This is a genomic window from Enterococcus quebecensis (genome assembly GCF_001730365.1).
GTDB lineage: Bacteria > Bacillota > Bacilli > Lactobacillales > Enterococcaceae > Enterococcus_L > Enterococcus_L quebecensis.
This window is the reverse complement of the sequence record NZ_MIKB01000013.1, coordinates 158,361-176,376: the sequence shown is the minus strand read 5'-3', so window position 1 is coordinate 176,376 and position 18,016 is coordinate 158,361. Positions and strand designations below refer to the sequence as shown.

13 protein-coding genes are annotated in these 18,016 nt (G+C 32.7%); 11 read left to right on the top strand and 2 right to left on the bottom strand.

Annotated elements, in window-relative coordinates; genetic code table 11:
* Positions 1–68: 68 nt before the first annotated feature.
* From BCR23_RS07070 to BCR23_RS07060, 3 genes are all read left to right on the top strand, one after another.
* On the top strand, positions 69–908 hold the full coding sequence (locus tag BCR23_RS07070) for a DUF6287 domain-containing protein (protein WP_069634789.1): 840 nt from the start codon (positions 69–71) through the stop codon (positions 906–908).
* An 85-nt stretch (positions 909–993) separates the two neighbouring features.
* Positions 994–2,703 (top strand): metallophosphoesterase, encoded by a 1,710-nt coding sequence (locus tag BCR23_RS07065; protein WP_069634788.1) that lies wholly within the window; start codon positions 994–996, stop codon positions 2,701–2,703.
* Positions 2,704–2,895: 192 nt separating this feature from the next.
* A complete protein-coding gene (locus BCR23_RS07060) occupies positions 2,896–3,279 on the top strand; it encodes a DoxX family protein (protein WP_069634787.1) in 384 nt (127 codons plus the stop codon).
* 214 nt (positions 3,280–3,493) lie between these two features.
* Here BCR23_RS07060 and BCR23_RS07055 read toward each other — a convergent pair whose 3' ends face one another.
* Positions 3,494–4,963 (bottom strand): helix-turn-helix domain-containing protein, encoded by a 1,470-nt coding sequence (locus BCR23_RS07055; RefSeq protein WP_069634786.1) that lies wholly within the window; start codon positions 4,961–4,963, stop codon positions 3,494–3,496.
* 242 nt (positions 4,964–5,205) lie between these two features.
* Entirely contained in the window at positions 5,206–6,732 is a 1,527-nt protein-coding gene (locus BCR23_RS07050) for a helix-turn-helix domain-containing protein (protein ID WP_069634785.1), read from the bottom strand.
* A 320-nt stretch (positions 6,733–7,052) separates the two neighbouring features.
* Here BCR23_RS07050 and BCR23_RS07045 point away from each other — a divergent pair, with 320 nt between their 5' ends.
* The 8 genes from BCR23_RS07045 (at position 7,053) to BCR23_RS14730 (ending at position 17,979) form a co-directional block, all read left to right on the top strand.
* Positions 7,053–11,870: a bacterial Ig-like domain-containing protein gene (locus tag BCR23_RS07045; RefSeq protein WP_069634784.1), complete on the top strand. Its 4,818-nt coding sequence runs from the start codon at positions 7,053–7,055 to the stop codon at positions 11,868–11,870.
* A gap of 13 nt (positions 11,871–11,883) precedes the next feature.
* Positions 11,884–12,402: a hypothetical protein gene (locus BCR23_RS07040; protein WP_069634783.1), complete on the top strand. Its 519-nt coding sequence runs from the start codon at positions 11,884–11,886 to the stop codon at positions 12,400–12,402.
* Between the two features lie 58 nt (positions 12,403–12,460).
* Positions 12,461–13,138, top strand: a complete 678-nt coding sequence (locus BCR23_RS07035; RefSeq protein ID WP_069634782.1) for a hypothetical protein — start codon at positions 12,461–12,463, stop codon at positions 13,136–13,138.
* Positions 13,119–13,493 carry an LPXTG cell wall anchor domain-containing protein gene (locus BCR23_RS07030; RefSeq protein WP_069634781.1) on the top strand — a complete coding sequence of 125 codons (375 nt, stop codon included), beginning with the start codon at positions 13,119–13,121 and terminating at the stop codon, positions 13,491–13,493. Before BCR23_RS07035 ends, BCR23_RS07030 begins: the two co-directional genes overlap by 20 nt.
* A gap of 43 nt (positions 13,494–13,536) precedes the next feature.
* Positions 13,537–14,307 (top strand): hypothetical protein, encoded by a 771-nt coding sequence (locus BCR23_RS07025; RefSeq protein ID WP_071870091.1) that lies wholly within the window; start codon positions 13,537–13,539, stop codon positions 14,305–14,307.
* Positions 14,308–14,611: 304 nt separating this feature from the next.
* Entirely contained in the window at positions 14,612–14,758 is a 147-nt protein-coding gene (locus tag BCR23_RS15000; RefSeq protein WP_420809724.1) for an LPXTG cell wall anchor domain-containing protein, read from the top strand.
* 529 nt (positions 14,759–15,287) lie between these two features.
* Positions 15,288–16,604, top strand: coding sequence for a peptidoglycan amidohydrolase family protein (locus BCR23_RS07020; protein ID WP_069634779.1), 1,317 nt, complete (start codon positions 15,288–15,290; stop codon positions 16,602–16,604).
* Positions 16,605–16,647: 43 nt separating this feature from the next.
* Positions 16,648–17,979: a phage tail tip lysozyme gene (locus BCR23_RS14730; RefSeq protein WP_167352159.1), complete on the top strand. Its 1,332-nt coding sequence runs from the start codon at positions 16,648–16,650 to the stop codon at positions 17,977–17,979.
* Positions 17,980–18,016 lie beyond the last annotated feature (37 nt).

The window sequence follows — 18,016 nt, the reverse complement described above, 5'->3', positions numbered from 1 at the left end:
ATAAGTATAAAAAAATAATGTAAGAGTAAAAGAGACAGACAACATATGAATATAGGAGTGTTGAGAAAATGAAATGGAAGATTTCTGGATGGATTTTAGTTGTATTACTAATATTAGTATCTTGTAAGAGCAACAAAGAGCTCTCTACACAATCTACTTCAACAGCAAAGCCAATTATAAATAATTCTACAACTTCCCAATCTAATGAATCTACTCAAAGCAGCAGCTCTACAGAACAAAATCCATATGGATTAAAAGCGCCAAACAACGTATACACGTATTTGATTGTCACAAATACAAAAGGCAATGAGTATCTTAAAAATAACGGTTATTCCGCAGTGTTAAAAACAGACACAAAAAATCCAAATCAATCGTTCATTTTAGAAAATTCAACACTGCTCCCAAACATAAATGATGCATACGGCACACAAAGCTATATGTATTTCTGGTGTAGTAGTGAAGTAAAGAGTGTTTTAGCAAATGTACAGCTCGATGATGCTATTATTTTTTTTGAAGCTAATGAGGATTATTTGAATCAACTTGAAAATACGCCAACGTCATCAACTTCTATTCAGGAAGATTTAGATATAGAAGCAATCAATAATGGTGACATTGCTAGCTTAGTTGGAACTTGGCAAAACGGAACTGGGGATACTCTAGTAATAAATGCTGATGGAACAACGAATAAAAATCAAACAATTCACACAATAAAAGATTCTGACAAAACCAGTAAAATCCCATATGCTAGTTTATCAACTGGAGAAATGGGAGGATCAACTCCGATAGGATTTTTTAAGATCGGTTTTGAAAATCCTGATGGAGACAATTCAGATACTACAAAACCAAGACTTATTTTAGCGCAACAAGGAGGAGCATATCCTGCAGAAAATTACTATTATCGACAATAGATAATAATGTATCTGTTTGGATATCCTAAACAAAAATAATTCATCCGATAGGAGAAATAATCACTTTGACAAAGGAGGTGCAACAATGAAATCAAATAAAGAGAAAAATTCCTTAAGTATAAGCAAACAAACATCTTTTTCACCATCAAGAGTAGAAACTATACTACCACCAAAACTCGCAAGCCGTCTGGATCTATACCCAGAAAACAAACGACGTCCAGTCAACAAAACAATATTCAAAAACGAGTACTTCCAATTAACTTACAACATAAAAGAAAACTCGTTAAACGTATCTTCCATAGGAGATCTTGTCTATTCAGCCATTCCTTATGATACAGCAAGAAATTATATCCAACGTGCAGCGATTCAATATCTGCTTCATCCAGAAGAGGTTCATCAATATATCAGATCCCATAAAGTCAATCTGGAAACCTATCTTAAACTAAGTATTTTTCAAATGACAAACAAACGAGTGAATAAGAACTCTGCTAAAGTTATTCAAGCGTATAATGCAATATTTGAAGATCCCTTGCTAGAGATTCAAATTTTAGGGCGCTTATTGCAGCATGATGAAACTGGGGCACTGTCTGCTAATCTTCCAGGTAAGTTTTTATTTAGTGAAAATGTAAAAACAGGAATATCCGGATATGTTTCAGAATACCTTAATTTTATTGTCCAACTTACTCAAGAATTACCAATAACAACTGATGGCAAGCATGTATATTTACTAGAAACAAACGGGAAAGATCATTTTATTTCGGATAAACATTTAACAATTGAATCAGATATTCAACCTGCTTTAGATTTACTACCACAAGAAATAAAACAAAGAATAGAAAATTCAATTATTGTTGCGAAACAAACCACACCTGCAAATAATAAGTTGCTTTTACGATCAGAAGTTGGGAAAGAGTTATCTGAGGTTAGGAAAAATTACAATGCACATAGTGTTGATCCTAGAGAACTAGAACAATATTTTGAAAATGTTCTTCCAACAGAAAATCCAAATGTAGTCAATGTTGTTTCTGACATTCATACGATTGACGGAACACTTCCATTCAATAATAAAAACTTCAATATCTTAGTTGGAGATATTGCTGATTCTCATGTAGTGAACGAAGAAATCAAAGGGCTTTACGTTATAGGAAATCATGAATTAGCAGCTGTATTGCCAGACAGTCCAAATAAAGAGGATCAAGAGTGGGAAAAATGGACACCATTTTTCAAAAACGAGTGGTTTAAAGAACTTATGCGAAATCCAGATGATTCTTGGGACAAGTTACCAACAGGGAATCATATTTATTATGAATGTGTTAAAGTAGAACTTGGAAAACGCTTTCCTAAAGTGAACGTGTTAAATAATAGTAGTATTGTTCATAATGGTATTCGATATATAGGACTCACAATCCCCGTTGCACTAGTGAAACGGAAAAAAGAACAACAAAAGTTTATTCTAAATTCATTAAACTACTTACTAAATAATGATTACGATATACCAACAGTAATCGTTTCTCATGCGCCTTTGTTCAACGAACTTAGTATGCTTTCACCAAAAAGCAAATCGTATAAGAAAAACTATGTATGCTCAGATCCAAAAATTAAACAGTTATTTGAGGAATATAACATCATTGGGGCGATTCATGGTCATCATCATATACCAGCATCTTCAGGACGCTATAAAATGGTGGAATTCGCAGGCAAAGAACGGTTTGTCGTTTGCTCGATTTATTCTAAAATGAACACTGGATTTGAATTGATGAGCTTATTAAAAGATGAAAAGCAAAATAAAAAATGATTATTAAACACTTAGCAATTTAGTTAAGTGTTTTTATTATACTGAAAAATGAACATACAATAAGGTAAATAGTTGATAGAAGGAATGAATAATACTGTAATCGATTAAAAATAAAAAATATTCACTTACTTATTGTAAGTGAATTTAGTGTATGATATAATTAACCATCAATTAAAGGAGGTTACAAAATTAATGCAGTTAAAAAATGCAACAAGTACTAGTCTTTTACTAATAAGAATAACATTAGGTATCACTATGGTTTTACATGGTGTGGCAAAGTTTTCAGATCTGAAAGGAACGACAGAATTCTTTGTTGGGTTGGGATTACCATCGTTCATGCCTATAATTATTGCCCTAATTGAAGTAGGCGGTGGTATTTTCATGATTATTGGTTTACTAGTACCATTGGTTTCGCTGGGATTTATTGCTATTTTAGGCTCAGCAATTTTTATGTTAAAGGCCGGAAGTGGTTTTGTTGATGGCTTTGAGTTGGAGTTACTATTAATTGTTATGTCAATTGCGTGTGGTTACTCACATTTCAACAAAAAAATTATCCAATTCATACCACCAGCTTAATTTAAATATAGTGAAGATGAATTAAAGTAGTAATAAAAAACAAGCAGTAAATCGGAGTAGAAACCGATTTACTGCTTGTTTTTTGTTCAATTGTATCTACTCATATTATAATCAGCTATTTTGTGCTAATAGAGAATTTGAAATAGCGATCTATTTCTTTGCATTGTATGCACTGAAAAGTCAGAAAAAATAATCAAATCTAATGACAAATAGCTTAATTTTGAATGGCAAAATTATTGACAAAGCCCTTTTTTTTGTAAAGCATAGAGGTGATAACCAATAAAGCATTAGTCCAGGACCCATGACTATATGGATTTTCAAAATGACATATTTTTTCTTGCTCCATCCCTTCCTGCGAAAAATCGGTTAAAATGATATCTGCTTGCAGTTGAGAGTCGGTTAATTCAATATTATCATGTCCAAATATCCCTAATAAGTTTTTCTTAAGCATTTGTGTTGAAAAAATATTTTTAGAGAATTCAATATAAATGTTTACTTTTTTTGTTTCAGTGCAGTAGTCTAATATAAAGTAACAAAAATTAACCATGTATATAAGGTTTGCATTTGATACTTGAATGGAGTAGTTTTTATTTTGAGTAGTGAGTTCTTCATAAAATTGAAATAAACTCTTTTCCAGTTCAACAAAACTTAAGTCTTCTGTAGTAAGTTCACTTACTCTTGGACAATTTTCAAGCGGACTAAAGAAGTCGATATTTACATACTTTAAAAAAATGTGTATCACCAACGAATGATAGAAACAAGCATTGTACTGAGATTCAGTTGGAAAAACTTGATAGGATTCAAAGAGACTGTTTAAAAATATAGTAGATAAAGATACAATTTTATTATTCTTAAGCTCACGTGCTAGTTGTGCTATCTGTAGTTTATTTAAGTCCGAGTCGAATTCAGGAATGAACAATCGAATGAAAAAATTTTCTATAGGAGTTTTTGGTACTCCAGATGTCACAGTATCGTTGAATTTTTGGAAAATATTAAAAATCTCTTTTAGATCAGAATCTGTTGTAAGTTTACGATTTTTGATCGTAGGATGTTTAGAGACTGAACTTATGTAGTTTATTCTTTTTTCCTGGAAGGATGATAGAGTAGCTGTATTGTAAATTTGATGAGTATCGGAGAGAAAGGTAGGCCATTCTACAGCTTTGTATATCTCCCAAAAATAGACATTAAGAAAATACAATTTATCAATTTCAGTTCCAGCTAGATTAGAGTTACCCGTATTATTATCGGAAAAATTAATATCTAGCTTAAAACGAGAAAGAAACACCCGAATACGTTTAACGTATTTGTATAGATGTGATGGACTAATATTTATTTTCAGTGAGAGCTGGTTGACGCTAGCGTAACGCTTGGTAATTAACGCATTCAAAATATTAAATTCATTAGATTGTTTAATATAAAATAGTTTCATAGAATCTAATAAAAAACTATTTGGAATTTTATTGGATGTAAGTGAGTATCCTGTATCTGATAAACGGATTGAAATAGTATGTTTTAGAAAAACCTCAGCTAGTTCTTGATTGATTTCGCGTAAAAATCTACGAATACTTGTGGAAGAAATTTTTAAATGATCTTTAATACGGCGCATTTCAATGCTAGGATACTCCGATATTGTTTTTAAAAGTTCGTATTTTCTTTTATCTTTATCGCTTAAAAAAAAATCCATTCAATCACCTCATATATAGATAACTATAGCATCTTTGTTGTAATGCAGATTCTTTAATAATGGTTGTAGAGGAATCAAAAAAAAATAATCGCAAAATATGGTGGGAGTTATTGATTGAAAGTTTTTGTAGTAGAAATAGCAAAACTTACAATAGAAGCAAATGAAATATGAATAGTGCTAGATGGTTTCAGCATTAACATAAAAGCTGTATTACTAAATAATAAGTATACCTAAAAAACCAATTAATGAGATATTTCATTAATTGGTTTTTTTTCTAATCTCTCTGTTGTCATAAAGACTTTTTTGTAAAACATTTTTTTGATGGTAGTAATCATCGCTTTCCAATTGCTCTCATCATTGGTGTCATATAAGAAGAAGTAAGTGGCAGTATCATTTTCACCTTGATAGCTATCAGAGATAATCAAGTCAGCTTTCTCAGGGGTATCTACATAACTAATATTCTTTGATTGAAAAGTCAAGTTGATAGTGTGTTTAATTTGATCATTTAAATAAAATAAACGACCATACTGGACACAAATTTTGATAGGTTCCACTTTTAGATTGCTATCTATCAGGTAGTGAAGGTAGTGCGCAACATATTTGATCATTCCGTCTGTGATTTTAAATGGTGGAGGAAGATCAGTAAATGTATTGGTGAAATAAGAAATGAATTTTTTTTCAACAATTTCCAATACTGGATTATGTGAAGCTTGATTTGATAATCCATCCCGAGTTCTATACCAATCTGAATAGTCAAGATTAATGTATTTTAAATAAAGAAATATGGTATTTAGATTGTAGTAAGAAAGTAACCACACATCTTTTGGAACATCAATATGATAAGCCGAAAAAAGTTTTTTTAGGAGCTTTTTGGTATAGATAGTTAGAGGAGTAGATGCGTTTAAAAATTGCGAGGCAATATTAATTTTTTGCTCTTTATCATCACAATCTTCAATATAGAAACGCGTTAAAAAATTAAAGAACACTTTTTCTTCTTCTAGGATTTGTTCAGGAATTTTGTAAGTGTCTGAGACAAGAGCTAGGCTAAAATCATTTACCTGTTTAAAGGGCGTTAAGTCTATTAAACTCTCATCGTCTAGTTTAATGTGTTGCTTTCTTGAATAAATTCTACAATTTGAAAGAGAAGTTAAATAATTAAATCTTTGAATTTGAGAATATGTAAAGGTTTTTAAAATTTTTGATTTAGTTACGTTTGGCTCCAACAGGCTTTTAAATGGCCATTCCAACCCTTTATAAAAGTGCCAATAATAATAATAAAGAAAGATACGCATGTTCATTTCTTTTTTGCTTGTAAAATTACTAAACTTAGAAGGATTTTGAAAAGAGATGTTGACTTCAAATTTTTCAAGATTAGTGTTTATTTTTTTTATCGCTTTATATAAATGAGGGGTACTAATATGTAGGTAGTTAGCCAAAGATTTTACACTATGAAATCTTTTTTTTAGCAATGCTTCTATAATCTTGAACTGATCAGTATCTTTAAAATACTCAAGACGAACTTTATCAGTAATATAAGCTGCTGGTTTATTTGTTTTGTTTTGTAAATAGTAAAGGTTATTTTTTCTAGCTATTTTAATTCTGTCATCTTTGAAAATAGTCAAAAGGTCTTCATTCACTTCACGTATATTTCTGGTTGCTGAAGTGGCAGAAATCCGAAAATAATTAGTAATATTTTTAATACACACATTCTCTTCGCTAAAATAAATAAAAACAAACAAATCGTATTTTTGTTTATTAATAGAATTCATATGAAAGGTTTCCAGTAAGACCATCTCCTTCAAAAAAAACATATGTTAATGAAATAAAAAACAAATTAATTTCATCGAGTATATCATTTAGAGAGTTAAGAAATCAACCTATTTGACTAGTCAGTAGAAAAAAGTGATTTATTTTATTTTGTTTTAGAGGGGAACAGATGACGATAATCACTGGGATATAAAACATGTTTAAATAGTGAAGAAGAAATTTAGAGGAGTTACTTTCTATTAATTATGAGGTGTCAAATAAATATTCTATTAATAAAAAAACAATTATAAATAGTATTTAGTTTTAACGGAAGGTGGCATGTTTGAAATTGAAAAATAATAAAATGACAAATAACATATTGTCTTTTGGTGTGTGCGTTGTTTTAACTTTTGAAAGTATAGCAGGATCAGTTTTTGTATTTGCTGAGACAGAGAGTAATGGGACATATGAGAATCGGAAAATAGAAGAATCAAACTCTGATGGAGAGCAAAACAAAGAGAGTCAAGAAAGCTCTGCTGATTCTGAAAATAGAACGCTTGATTCAGGAATTAAAGAACCAAAAAATCTTACTAAAGATAATGTATCAGATAAGCTTGCGAATCAAGTGTTCAATAGTCTTTTTAGAGATTTAGATATAAATTTAGGATGGGCGCTTGGGTCAGTTGCCACTATTGATTTTTCACATGAACCAGTTTCTGAATCTAATAGTAGTGGGCTATATTTAAAAGACTTTAAACTAAAAGATGTTTCTATGGAAATAAATACTGACACTATTGGTATTCAAAAAACAGGTCCACTCACAGTTAACCTTATTAGAACGTCAAAGGACTTTGGGATTAAAAGTGTAAAACCAAAAATCAACTATAGCTATGATGCACAGTTATGGCAAGACTTTCCCCCTCATATGGGGGGACCGAAACTAATAGAGATAATAACGAATAAAAAAGGTGGTGCATGGAATAAGCCTATAGATTTTAATGTTAAACTAGAGGCTGCTCCAAGTTTGACTATTGAACAGACATATAAGGAAAAAATAACAGTAGATTTGGGTTCTTCATTTAACCAAAAAGCCACAGATTTTTTTACAGTAAAACAATCCGCAGGCAAAGTATCCAGTGAAATTATTGAATATCCAGATTTTAACAAAATTGGAAGTACTAGGGCGGGTATAAAAGTATGGGATGAATACAATCAACCACAAACTTTTTATGTTTATTATAACGTTAAAGGAAAATTATCAGCAGAACAGAGTAAGCCTGTTGAAGTTAATTTAGGGGAAAGTCTGAGTTGGGCAAAGGTGAATTTAAATGACGTTATTAAAGTTTTAGATAGTAGTAGTAATGCTCAAATTAAAATGGAGTCAGATGCTTACGAAAAATTATTTCAAATTGTAGGAGAGCAAACAATTGATGTTACAGTAACGGAAACATTAGGCACTTCTTCTCAATCTGTTATAGTGCCTTTAAAAGTAAATGTAAAATGGGGCAATGCCGTATTTCTAAAGGGGTATGGCGATAAATCAGTCGGTGCGGTTACTTTAAATCACTACTCATCCCCCATGTTGACATTTACTCAAGGTAATCCAACTAATGGAGAACTTCATGATTTCTATAGAGGCAGAACTTACTATGATTTACGTTTGTTACGACCAACAGATACACCACAAAAGCTTGGTGATCAAAAAACGGGAACCTCAAATAACTCTCTTCAATGGGCACAGGGACAAGAAGATATTTTAACTAAAATAAAAACATTTGGAGATAATAAGAATGGATACAATCAAGCAGTTTATGGAGATTTACTACAAGTTTTTCATGAAGAAGCCGGAACTAGAGAACGACTGATTGTTAATGGAAACGAGACAAAAGAAAATGATGATCAGAAGTTTGTATACTATGAGATAACAACAGAGGGGTTTAGTCCAGTACGTGTCAATCAACTGAGGTCAAAAAAAAGCACCGTACCTCTGAATGCCGATGATGCATACTTAACAAAACATATTGATGAGTACATTGATAAAAAAGGATATAAAAATATTGAAGTGAAACGGTTCACTTCTAAGCCAGAAACGTCAAAAATTGGTGAAACAACAGGAAAAATTTTAGTAGAAGAAACGCTAAAATCAGGCAAGAAAGTTCAATGGGAGTACGAAGTACCATTTTCTATTAAAGAAGACAAAACGAAACTAGAGTTACAAGATGTTGAATTGTATCAGGGAGATAAATTTGACCCAAATATGCCATTCAAAAACGTCACAGATAAAGATGGCAATAAGATTAAAGCCGAGGATTTTAAATATTATTATATTTATCCAGATGGAAAACAAGTAGGAAGCGATTGGTTAACTAAGGAACTGGATACAACAGAGCCAGGGACATATAAAGTTCGGGTGTATCATATAGAGAGTAAAGAGTATAGTAATGAAGCCACAATAACCGTTAAAGAAGACAAAACGAAACTAGAGTTACAAGATGTCGATCTCTATCAAGGAGAGAAGTTTGATCCGAATATGCCATTCAAAAACGTCACAGATAAAGATGGCAATAAGATTAAAGCCGAGGATTTTAAATATTATTATATTTATCCAGATGGGAAACAAGTAGGAAGCGATTGGTTAACGAAGGAACTGGATACAAAAGAGCCAGGAATATACAAAGTTCGGATATTTCATACAGAGAGTAGAGAGTATAGTAATGTAGCCACAATAACCGTTAAAGAAGACAAAACGAAACTAGAGTTACAAGATGTTGAATTGTATCAAGGAGATAAATTTGACCCAAATATGCCATTCAAAAATGTAACAGATAAAGATGGCAATAAGATTAAAGCCGAGGATTTTAAATATTATTATATTTATCCAGATGGGAAACAAGTAGGAAGCGATTGGTTAACGAAGGAACTGGATACAAAAGAGCCAGGAATATACAAAGTTCGGATATTTCATACAGAGAGTAGAGAGTATAGTAATGTAGCCACAATAACCGTTAAAGAAGACAAAACGAAACTAGAGTTACAAGATGTTGAATTGTATCAAGGAGATAAATTTGACCCAAATATGCCATTCAAAAATGTAACAGATAAAGATGGCAATAAGATTAAAGCCGAGGATTTTAAATATTATTATATTTATCCAGATGGGAAACAAGTAGGAAGCGATTGGTTAACGAAGGAACTGGATACAACAGAGCCAGGGACATATAAAGTTCGGGTGTATCATATAGAGAGTAAAGAGTATAGTAATGAAGCCACAATAACCGTTAAAGAAGACAAAACGAAACTAGAGTTACAAGATGTCGATCTCTATCAAGGAGAGAAGTTTGATCCGAATATGCCATTCAAAAACGTCACAGATAAAGATGGCAATAAGATTAAAGCCGAGGATTTTAAATATTATTATATTTATCCAGATGGGAAACAAGTAGGAAGCGATTGGTTAACGAAGGAACTGGATACAAAAGAGCCAGGAATATACAAAGTTCGGGTATTTCATATAGAGAGTAGAGAGTATAGTAACGTATCAACAGTAACTATTAAAGAAGATAAATCTTCACTAAAGACAAAAGATTTGACTGTGGATGTTGAACAGAAAATAAGCTGGAAAGAAGGATTTTCTAGTGCTACGGATGAAAACGGCAAGGATATTCCATGGTCGGATAAAAGAATAAGCATTGAAGGTGTACCGAATAAAGAGACGAATATAGACACCAGTAAACCAGGTGTTTACGAATATACATTAATTTTTAAAGGGAAAGCAAAGAATACAAATGCCAAATTTACGGTCACTGTCCAAGAAAAGTTATCAGCAGAAGCGAATCCTCAAACACTATCCTTAGGAACGTCCATAGATCGTTTGAATCCAAAGGATTTTGTAAAAAATGTGAAAAAAGGAAATGAAGAGATTAAACCAGAGGATTACACAGTTGAAATCAAAGAGACAGTAAACGCGGACACCGTTGCAAATAAGACAATGACTGTCACTGTTGTGAGGCGTTCAACTGGAGAAAAAGTGGATGTTTCTGTACCTGTTAAAGTGGAATGGGGGATATCGACTGTTGCGTATGGTGCGTGGGGAGACAGTCGTACTAGTGCAGCGTTTCCATTGATACTTGGCAAAAATCCAATTATAGCGGCAGTTTCTGGATTAAAAGACGACAATACGCCCATTCATTCCAATTTTAAAGACATCTATTATCAATTTGACTGGTTTGATCTAAGTGAAACAACAACGATTACTATGGACGAGACCAAACGTGGAAAGACTTATATTGAAGCTACGGGAGAAGAATTGAAACAAGATGCTTTAAAAAAATGGGGAACAGACCAAAAGCAACCCGTTCAGTACGGTGATATTGTTCGAGCGTGGCAAAGAGAACCTACAAAAAATTATCTTTACGAAAATGGACAACGAAATAAGTACAATAACGGACAAAGCTCGGTATACTATGAAATTACAAAGGACGGCTATCGACCACTGAAAGTAAATCAATTGAAGCAAAAAACGGTTTCAACAGTGCTGCATGCTTCGGCTGAGACTTTAAATGAAGATTTTAAAAATAATATAGGCAAATATTTTGATTCTAACGAGATTAAAAATATAAAGCCCGTGAAATTTGTGAATCTACCTGACACCAGAACACCAGGACTGAAGTCGGCTAAAGTAAGAGTAGAAGAAACTCTTAAAACAGGTAAAAAAGTTCAGTATGATTACGATATTGAGGTCAATGTGGAGAATAAGTGGGTGAATGTAACAATTCCTACTAAAATGTTGTTCTTCTCTGATATGGAAACAACAGACAAAATTATTTCTGAATCGTACTCAATAAAAAACAACTCAGCCAATACATCGTTATCAGTTGAAATGGCTTCATTTTCTGTTGGTAAAACTTCAGGTGTGAACTATTTATCAGAAAAAGACGAAGATCCATCAAAACAACAAAAGTCACTAAGACTGAACTTACTTGTAGATGGTGAAAAAAAAGTTAATAGTTTAAATGCCAATACACCGTCAATACCTTTAACAAATTTAGCATCTAGTAGCTCAAGTGATATTAGGTTTGAAGGAAAGTATTTTAACGATAAATCGGAAGACTCTCCACGTTTAGAGAGCAGTATAATACTGAAGTTTGGTATTAAAGACTAAGGAGAGAACGATAATGAAGATAGAAACAAAAATAAAGAAAAAATGGATGATCCTTTTGTTATTACTTCTTTTGGTTCTGGGAACTGCTGGAGCTTATTATTGGTACAATTCTCAAAAAAATCCGAAAGAATTAATTGCTGGAGATTATCCAGATATAAAAGATGCGAAAAAAATGACGAATAAAGAATTGAAGGATTATCAACAAAAGAAAGTAGACGAAACACAGTTCACTTTGACAATATTTCCAGAAGCTACCTTTGATCAAAAAACTTCAGAAGGAAATATTTATATAAAAAATGAGCCTGTTAATGCATATCCGATCAACGTAAGAGTGATATTGGATAAAGACAAATCGCTCGTATATGAATCTGGAATGATTCAGCCTGGTTATGAAGTAACAAAAGCTAAATTAGATAAACCTTTAGAGGCTGGGACATACAAAGCAACAGCTCAGGTAGATATATATGATAGTAAGCTCAAAGAAAAAAGAGGAACAACCCAAGCAGTGATCGAAATTACTGTTAATAAATGAATTTAGTAGCCAATGGCTGTTAAAGATAAATAAAAAAACTTTTAGGAGAGATATTAATATGAAGAAAAAAGTACTAGCATCATTATTCTTAGGCGGAATCATTTTAGGAACGAGTCAAGTAGTTTTTGCATCGGAACATCAGATTATTGACAATTCAGAAGGGCAACAATATGATCCTAATAAGGGAGTTGAGATCCCAGTTAAAGGTACATTAGGTAAAATGGATAATACAGATCCCGAAGAAAATATCCCAGAGGGCGATGAAAGATGGCTTAGAGTTGAAATACCGACAACCGTATTGTTTCATTCAGACTCAAAAAATGAAAAAGCAATCACTTCAGGCGAGTACCGTGTTTCCAATTTATCAGCTCGTCCAATAAATGTTAATTTAGCAAGTTTTACTCTTCCTCAGAATGCGAAGGCAGCAAAAGCTATTGATAAATTAAGTCTACAACCCAAAAATAACAAAGAAGGCGAGAAACCATTTGATCTTATTGCAGCTGATGGTGTCCCAACTGGTGAAATGAACAAATTGATGAGCAAATTGGAATCTCCAATTCTTTCTGGAAAAAAAGAAGGCTCAGAATATAAATTCCAGTATACAGGTAAAGTGACACCGGAAAAAATAGAATCTGACAAAGGTGCTGAAGGTGATGAACCTGCTAGACAAACGGTTTCTTATGCGATGACTTTGAAGTTTGAAGTCTTAGGCAAAGATGGAAACTCAGTTAAATAGTAGTATGAAAAAAAGAGATATCATTTTTTTACCAATCATTGTTACCTGTGTTCTTTTGGGACTATTTGGAATGGAATATACTGTTTATGGAGAAGAAATTCTTGAAGAAGCAGAAGTTAGTATTCCAGTGAATGGAACATTGAGTAGAAATAAAAGTGAAGAACAAGCAGTCAATGAACCAAATAATGAGGAAAATAAAAGTGATACAGTGTCAACGGTCATTAAAGATAAGTCCATTCAAACTTTGCCATCTACAGGAGAAAAAATAAGTTTGCTACTTCTAATCGTTGGATTAGCATTAATATTCTTATTTTTAACTGTAAAGAAAATGTTATACGCTAAAATGAATGGATAAATGGAGTTAATAATAAATAAGAATGTGAAAGTGGGGACTTTTGTTGAAAAAAAATGTGTTAATAAAACTTATGTCTACGATTGTTTTTTCTGGAATATGTTTACTGGGATTTTCTTCCAAATCAGAAGCTGATGTGACAGTGTTGAATTTGGAGATATATAGACCCGCACATGTTTCTGTTAATTCATGGGGGGAGAGATCTGCATCATTTGATGTTTACTCATTTCAAGGTATGCGTCCAGAGCATTGGAGACGGACAGATTCTCGCGGGGCTCTTGTTGCTTTTCAAGATCGATTACAAGGATATATAAATTTTGATGTCTATTTTTCAACTACTAATCAAGGATTATTAGTTTTGGATGATAAGGGAAAAGTTTATCGAGGATCTTTTGGGCCGAGGCCATGGAAGAACCAACTTGCAACCACTGTGAATAAAGATAAAGACCGTTTTGAAAGAAATCAAGCTGGTAACTATATTACTGTTGATGATTCTGGTTATGGACAGTTTTTCCCAGAGGCTAGTGGGAAAGATAAAATTGATGTTAAGGCTTACAATTTAACTAATTGGATTGAAGGAATCAAGGTGTCGATGAGTAAATGGAGGAATAGCGAAGACAGCTCTAATTATACTCTTGGATTTGGTACGTCTGAACGATGGAGCAGAACGAATCCTCGTGGGAACTTAATGGTTATTGATAATGCTCATACCTATTATGTAAAACCAGGTGAATCTGTTTTAATAATTAAACTAGCTCCTAACTCATATGATGTTTTTATTGACAGAAAAAAGGTTAAAACTGTACCGACTGTTTAATCAAATTAAAGGTTAAAAAACGTTATTTCGATGGATTAGTTAAAAAAATTCCTTCTACGATTTCTATTTGTTTGTTAAATCAAATAGAAAAAGTAGAAGGTATTTTTTATTTTAAGTACATAGTAGCGTTAAACAATAACGTTACAAGCTTTTTTATTGTTTAAAAAATCATAGTTAATTGTTACCTATGTTCTTTTTGGACTATTTGTAATGGAATATACTGTTTATGGAGAAGAAATTCTTGAAGAAGCAGAAGTTAGTATTCCAGTGAACAAGAACATTGAGTAGAAATAAAAGTGATACAGTGTTAACGGTCATTAAAGATAAGTCCATTCAAACTTTGCCATCTACAGGAGAAAAAATAAGATTGCTACTTCTAATCATTGGATTAGCATTAATATTCTTGTTTTTAACTGTAAAGAAAATGTTATACGCTAAAATGAGTGGGTAAAATTGAGTCAAGTTTATTCATGTAAGCGTAAAGGCAAATGCATTTTGAAAGGAATCGTAATGGTAAATCTATTACACGGATTTCAACTTTATAATAAAAGTACATTTTAGTATACGCTAAAAAACGTTTTGCTAAATTATTTGTTAAGAAAGTGATGTTTTTTAAATAGTCATAAAAAGCTCCGTCTATTTTTCTAGCTAGTCAACTCAAATGGAAAAAATAGAAGGAGCTTTTTTGGTTTTTAGGTAGTAATGAATTAACTAAGGATAAAAAATAGTGGAATTCTCAGGAAAAAAAGGGAACTTTCCTTCATTATTCTAAAATGAACACTGTATTTGGATCAATGAGGTCTTTTAAACATTGAAAAGTAACAAAAGAATAAAAGCGATGATTAAATATCTAAAAAAATATTATTTTCTTTATGAAAGATATATGGGTGTAAATGGACGGTTTTTCATTCTAAAATCCTGATAAAATAAAATTAAGTTAATGGCGCCGTTAATTTAATTTTAAGTAGGAGGAACTACTAATGGGAAATATTGAAACAATGATTAAGTGGATGAAAGACAGAGAAGGTAAAGTTACGTATAGCATGATCAATCGACTTGGACCAAATAGCTATGATTGTAGTTCAGCAGTTTATTTTTCATTGAGAGCAAGTGGTTTTTTACCTGATGGAAGTATGGGAAATACAGACACTTTATTTGGTGATTTAGAACGGAACAATTGGAAACAAATTGAAATGACAAATGGTGTTTTTGAAGTGCAAAGAGGAGATGTTTTTATTTGGGGCACTAGGGGAGCATCTGGTGGAGAGTATGGACATACTGGTATTTTTGTTGATAGCAAAGCTAATATTATTCACTGTAATTTTGGTTATAACGGTATCACAACAAATCCTCATAATAATATCTGGAATGCCAACAGCCAACCACCAATTACGGTTTATAGACCTGCGATTTCTACCCCAAAACCAACGCCTTCCACTAAGTTTAAGGTAGGTGAAATTGTGACTTTTACAAATATTGCAACAAATTGGGTTGGTGGTGCAAAAATAGGATTTTTCAGCATGATGCGGAATTTCCGAGTAAATCGTTTAAATGATGATGGTACGATTTATATTCGTATGATGGATGATTCGTGGGGAAGTAATGTCTATGAACGAGATATTCAGCGGGCACCTAATAATAGTATTGAGAGAAACGATGTTGTAAAACTTCGTCCCCAAGCAACACATTGGGTAAATGGAAATGCAATCAATATTGATAATAAAACAACTCGGACATTCCATGTAAAAGCACGCAAAGAAAACCAATTACTTTTATACGCTGATTCAGCAGGTGGATGGGAAGTTTGGACTTATGATTGGGATTGTATTTTAGTAAGCAAATTTAAAGTGAGTAAAACCCCATCGTATGGTAATCCAAACAATATTCAAGCAAATGAGAAAGTAACATTTGGTCAAAATGCAACAAAATGGAAAAATTACAAAGGAATCAGCTCAAATGTAACGATTAAGTTGAATGAATACAACAGCGTATACAATGTTTTACAAAGAAATGCCGATAATACGATTCGTATCCAATCGCAAGAAGATGGGACAATACATGGTTGGATAAAAGTTTCAGAAGCAGAAAAAGCACCGAACAATCAATTCAAACGAGGCGACTACGTCAAACTCAAAGCATCAGCAACTCATTGGGTAAATGGAGATGCAATCAATATTGATAATAAAACGACTCGTTCATTTTTAGTTAAGACGCGAATTGGGAATACTTTATTGGTATACTCAGAAGCTGCAAATGGTTGGCAGACATGGGTTTATGATTGGGATGTTACTAAGTAGTAACGTGAAAACAGATATTAAATAGAAGAAAGAAGGGATTATAATGACACAACAACAAACAGCTCAACAGATTTGGAACTATTTAACAAATCAAGGTTGGACTAGAGAAGCAGTTGCAGGAGTTTTAGGAAATATGCAGTCAGAAAGTGGTATTATTGCTGACCGCTGGGAGTCTGACAACATCGGAAACATGACTGGTGGCTACGGCTTAGTACAATGGACACCTGCAACAAAATATATTCACTGGGCACAGCAAAATGGTTTAGTGTATCAAGATGTTATTAGTCAATGTAAACGTTTGGAGTGGGAGGTAGCTAATGGACAACAATTTTATCATCCAACAATGTCGTTTAAACAATTTACTCAAAGTACACAATCACCAGAAGCCTTAGCAGAGATCTTCATTAAATTCTATGAAAGGCCTCTAGATAGCAATCAACCTATTAGGCAAACACAAGCGCGCTACTGGTACAATACTTTAAAGGCAAATGAAAAACCAAAACCCACACCCTCAACTGAATTTAAGGTAGGAGAGATCGTGACTTTTACAAATATCGCAACAAACTGGGTTGGTGGTACAAAAATAGGATTTTTCAGCATGGTGCGTAATTTCCGAGTAAATCGTTTAAATGATGATGGTACGATTTATATTCGTATGATGGATGACTCGTGGGGAAGTAATGTCTATGAACGAGATATTCAGCGGGCACCTAATAATAGTATTGAGAGAAACGATGTTGTAAAACTTCGTCCTCAAGCAACACATTGGGTAAATGGAAATGCAATCAATATTGATAATAAAACGACTCGGACATTCCATGTAAAAGCACGCAAAGGAAACCAATTACTTTTATACGCTGATTCAGCAGGTGGATGGGAAGTTTGGACTTATGATTGGGATTGTATTTTAGTAAGCAAATTTAAAGTGAGTAAAACCCCATCGTATGGTAATCCAAACAATATTCAAGCAAATGAGAAAGTAACATTTGGTCAAAATGCAACAAAATGGAAAAATTACAAAGGAATCAGCTCAAATGTAACGATTAAGTTGAATGAATACAACAGCGTATACAATGTTTTACAAAGAAATGCCGATAATACGATTCGTATCCAATCGCAAGAAGATGGGACAATACATGGTTGGATAAAAGTTTCAGAAGCAGAAAAAGCACCGAACAATCAATTCAAACGAGGCGACTACGTCAAACTCAAAGCATCAGCAACTCATTGGGTAAATGGAGATGCAATCAATATTGATAATAAAACGACTCGTTCATTTTTAGTTAAGACGCGAATTGGGAATACTTTATTGGTATACTCAGAAGCTGCAAATGGTTGGCAGACATGGGTTTATGATTGGGATGTCACAAAATAAATATATAAATAATGATTAAAATGGATGAGTTTGGGAC

Excerpts from the sequence above, each read along its gene's own strand:
- BCR23_RS07040 (WP_069634783.1), top strand. The coding sequence starts at position 11,884 with ATGAAGATAGAAACAAAAATAAAGAAAAAATGGATGATCCTTTTGTTA.
- BCR23_RS07035 (WP_069634782.1), top strand. The coding sequence starts at position 12,461 with ATGAAGAAAAAAGTACTAGCATCATTATTCTTAGGCGGAATCATTTTA.
- BCR23_RS07055 (WP_069634786.1), bottom strand. The coding sequence starts at position 4,963 with ATGGATTTTTTTTTAAGCGATAAAGATAAAAGAAAATACGAACTTTTA.
- BCR23_RS07060 (WP_069634787.1), top strand. The coding sequence starts at position 2,896 with ATGCAGTTAAAAAATGCAACAAGTACTAGTCTTTTACTAATAAGAATA.
- BCR23_RS07070 (WP_069634789.1), top strand. The coding sequence starts at position 69 with ATGAAATGGAAGATTTCTGGATGGATTTTAGTTGTATTACTAATATTA.
- BCR23_RS07020 (WP_069634779.1), top strand. The coding sequence starts at position 15,288 with ATGGGAAATATTGAAACAATGATTAAGTGGATGAAAGACAGAGAAGGT.
- BCR23_RS14730 (WP_167352159.1), top strand. The coding sequence starts at position 16,648 with ATGACACAACAACAAACAGCTCAACAGATTTGGAACTATTTAACAAAT.
- BCR23_RS07030 (WP_069634781.1), top strand. The coding sequence starts at position 13,119 with ATGGAAACTCAGTTAAATAGTAGTATGAAAAAAAGAGATATCATTTTT.
- BCR23_RS07050 (WP_069634785.1), bottom strand. The coding sequence starts at position 6,732 with ATGAATTCTATTAATAAACAAAAATACGATTTGTTTGTTTTTATTTAT.
- BCR23_RS07065 (WP_069634788.1), top strand. The coding sequence starts at position 994 with ATGAAATCAAATAAAGAGAAAAATTCCTTAAGTATAAGCAAACAAACA.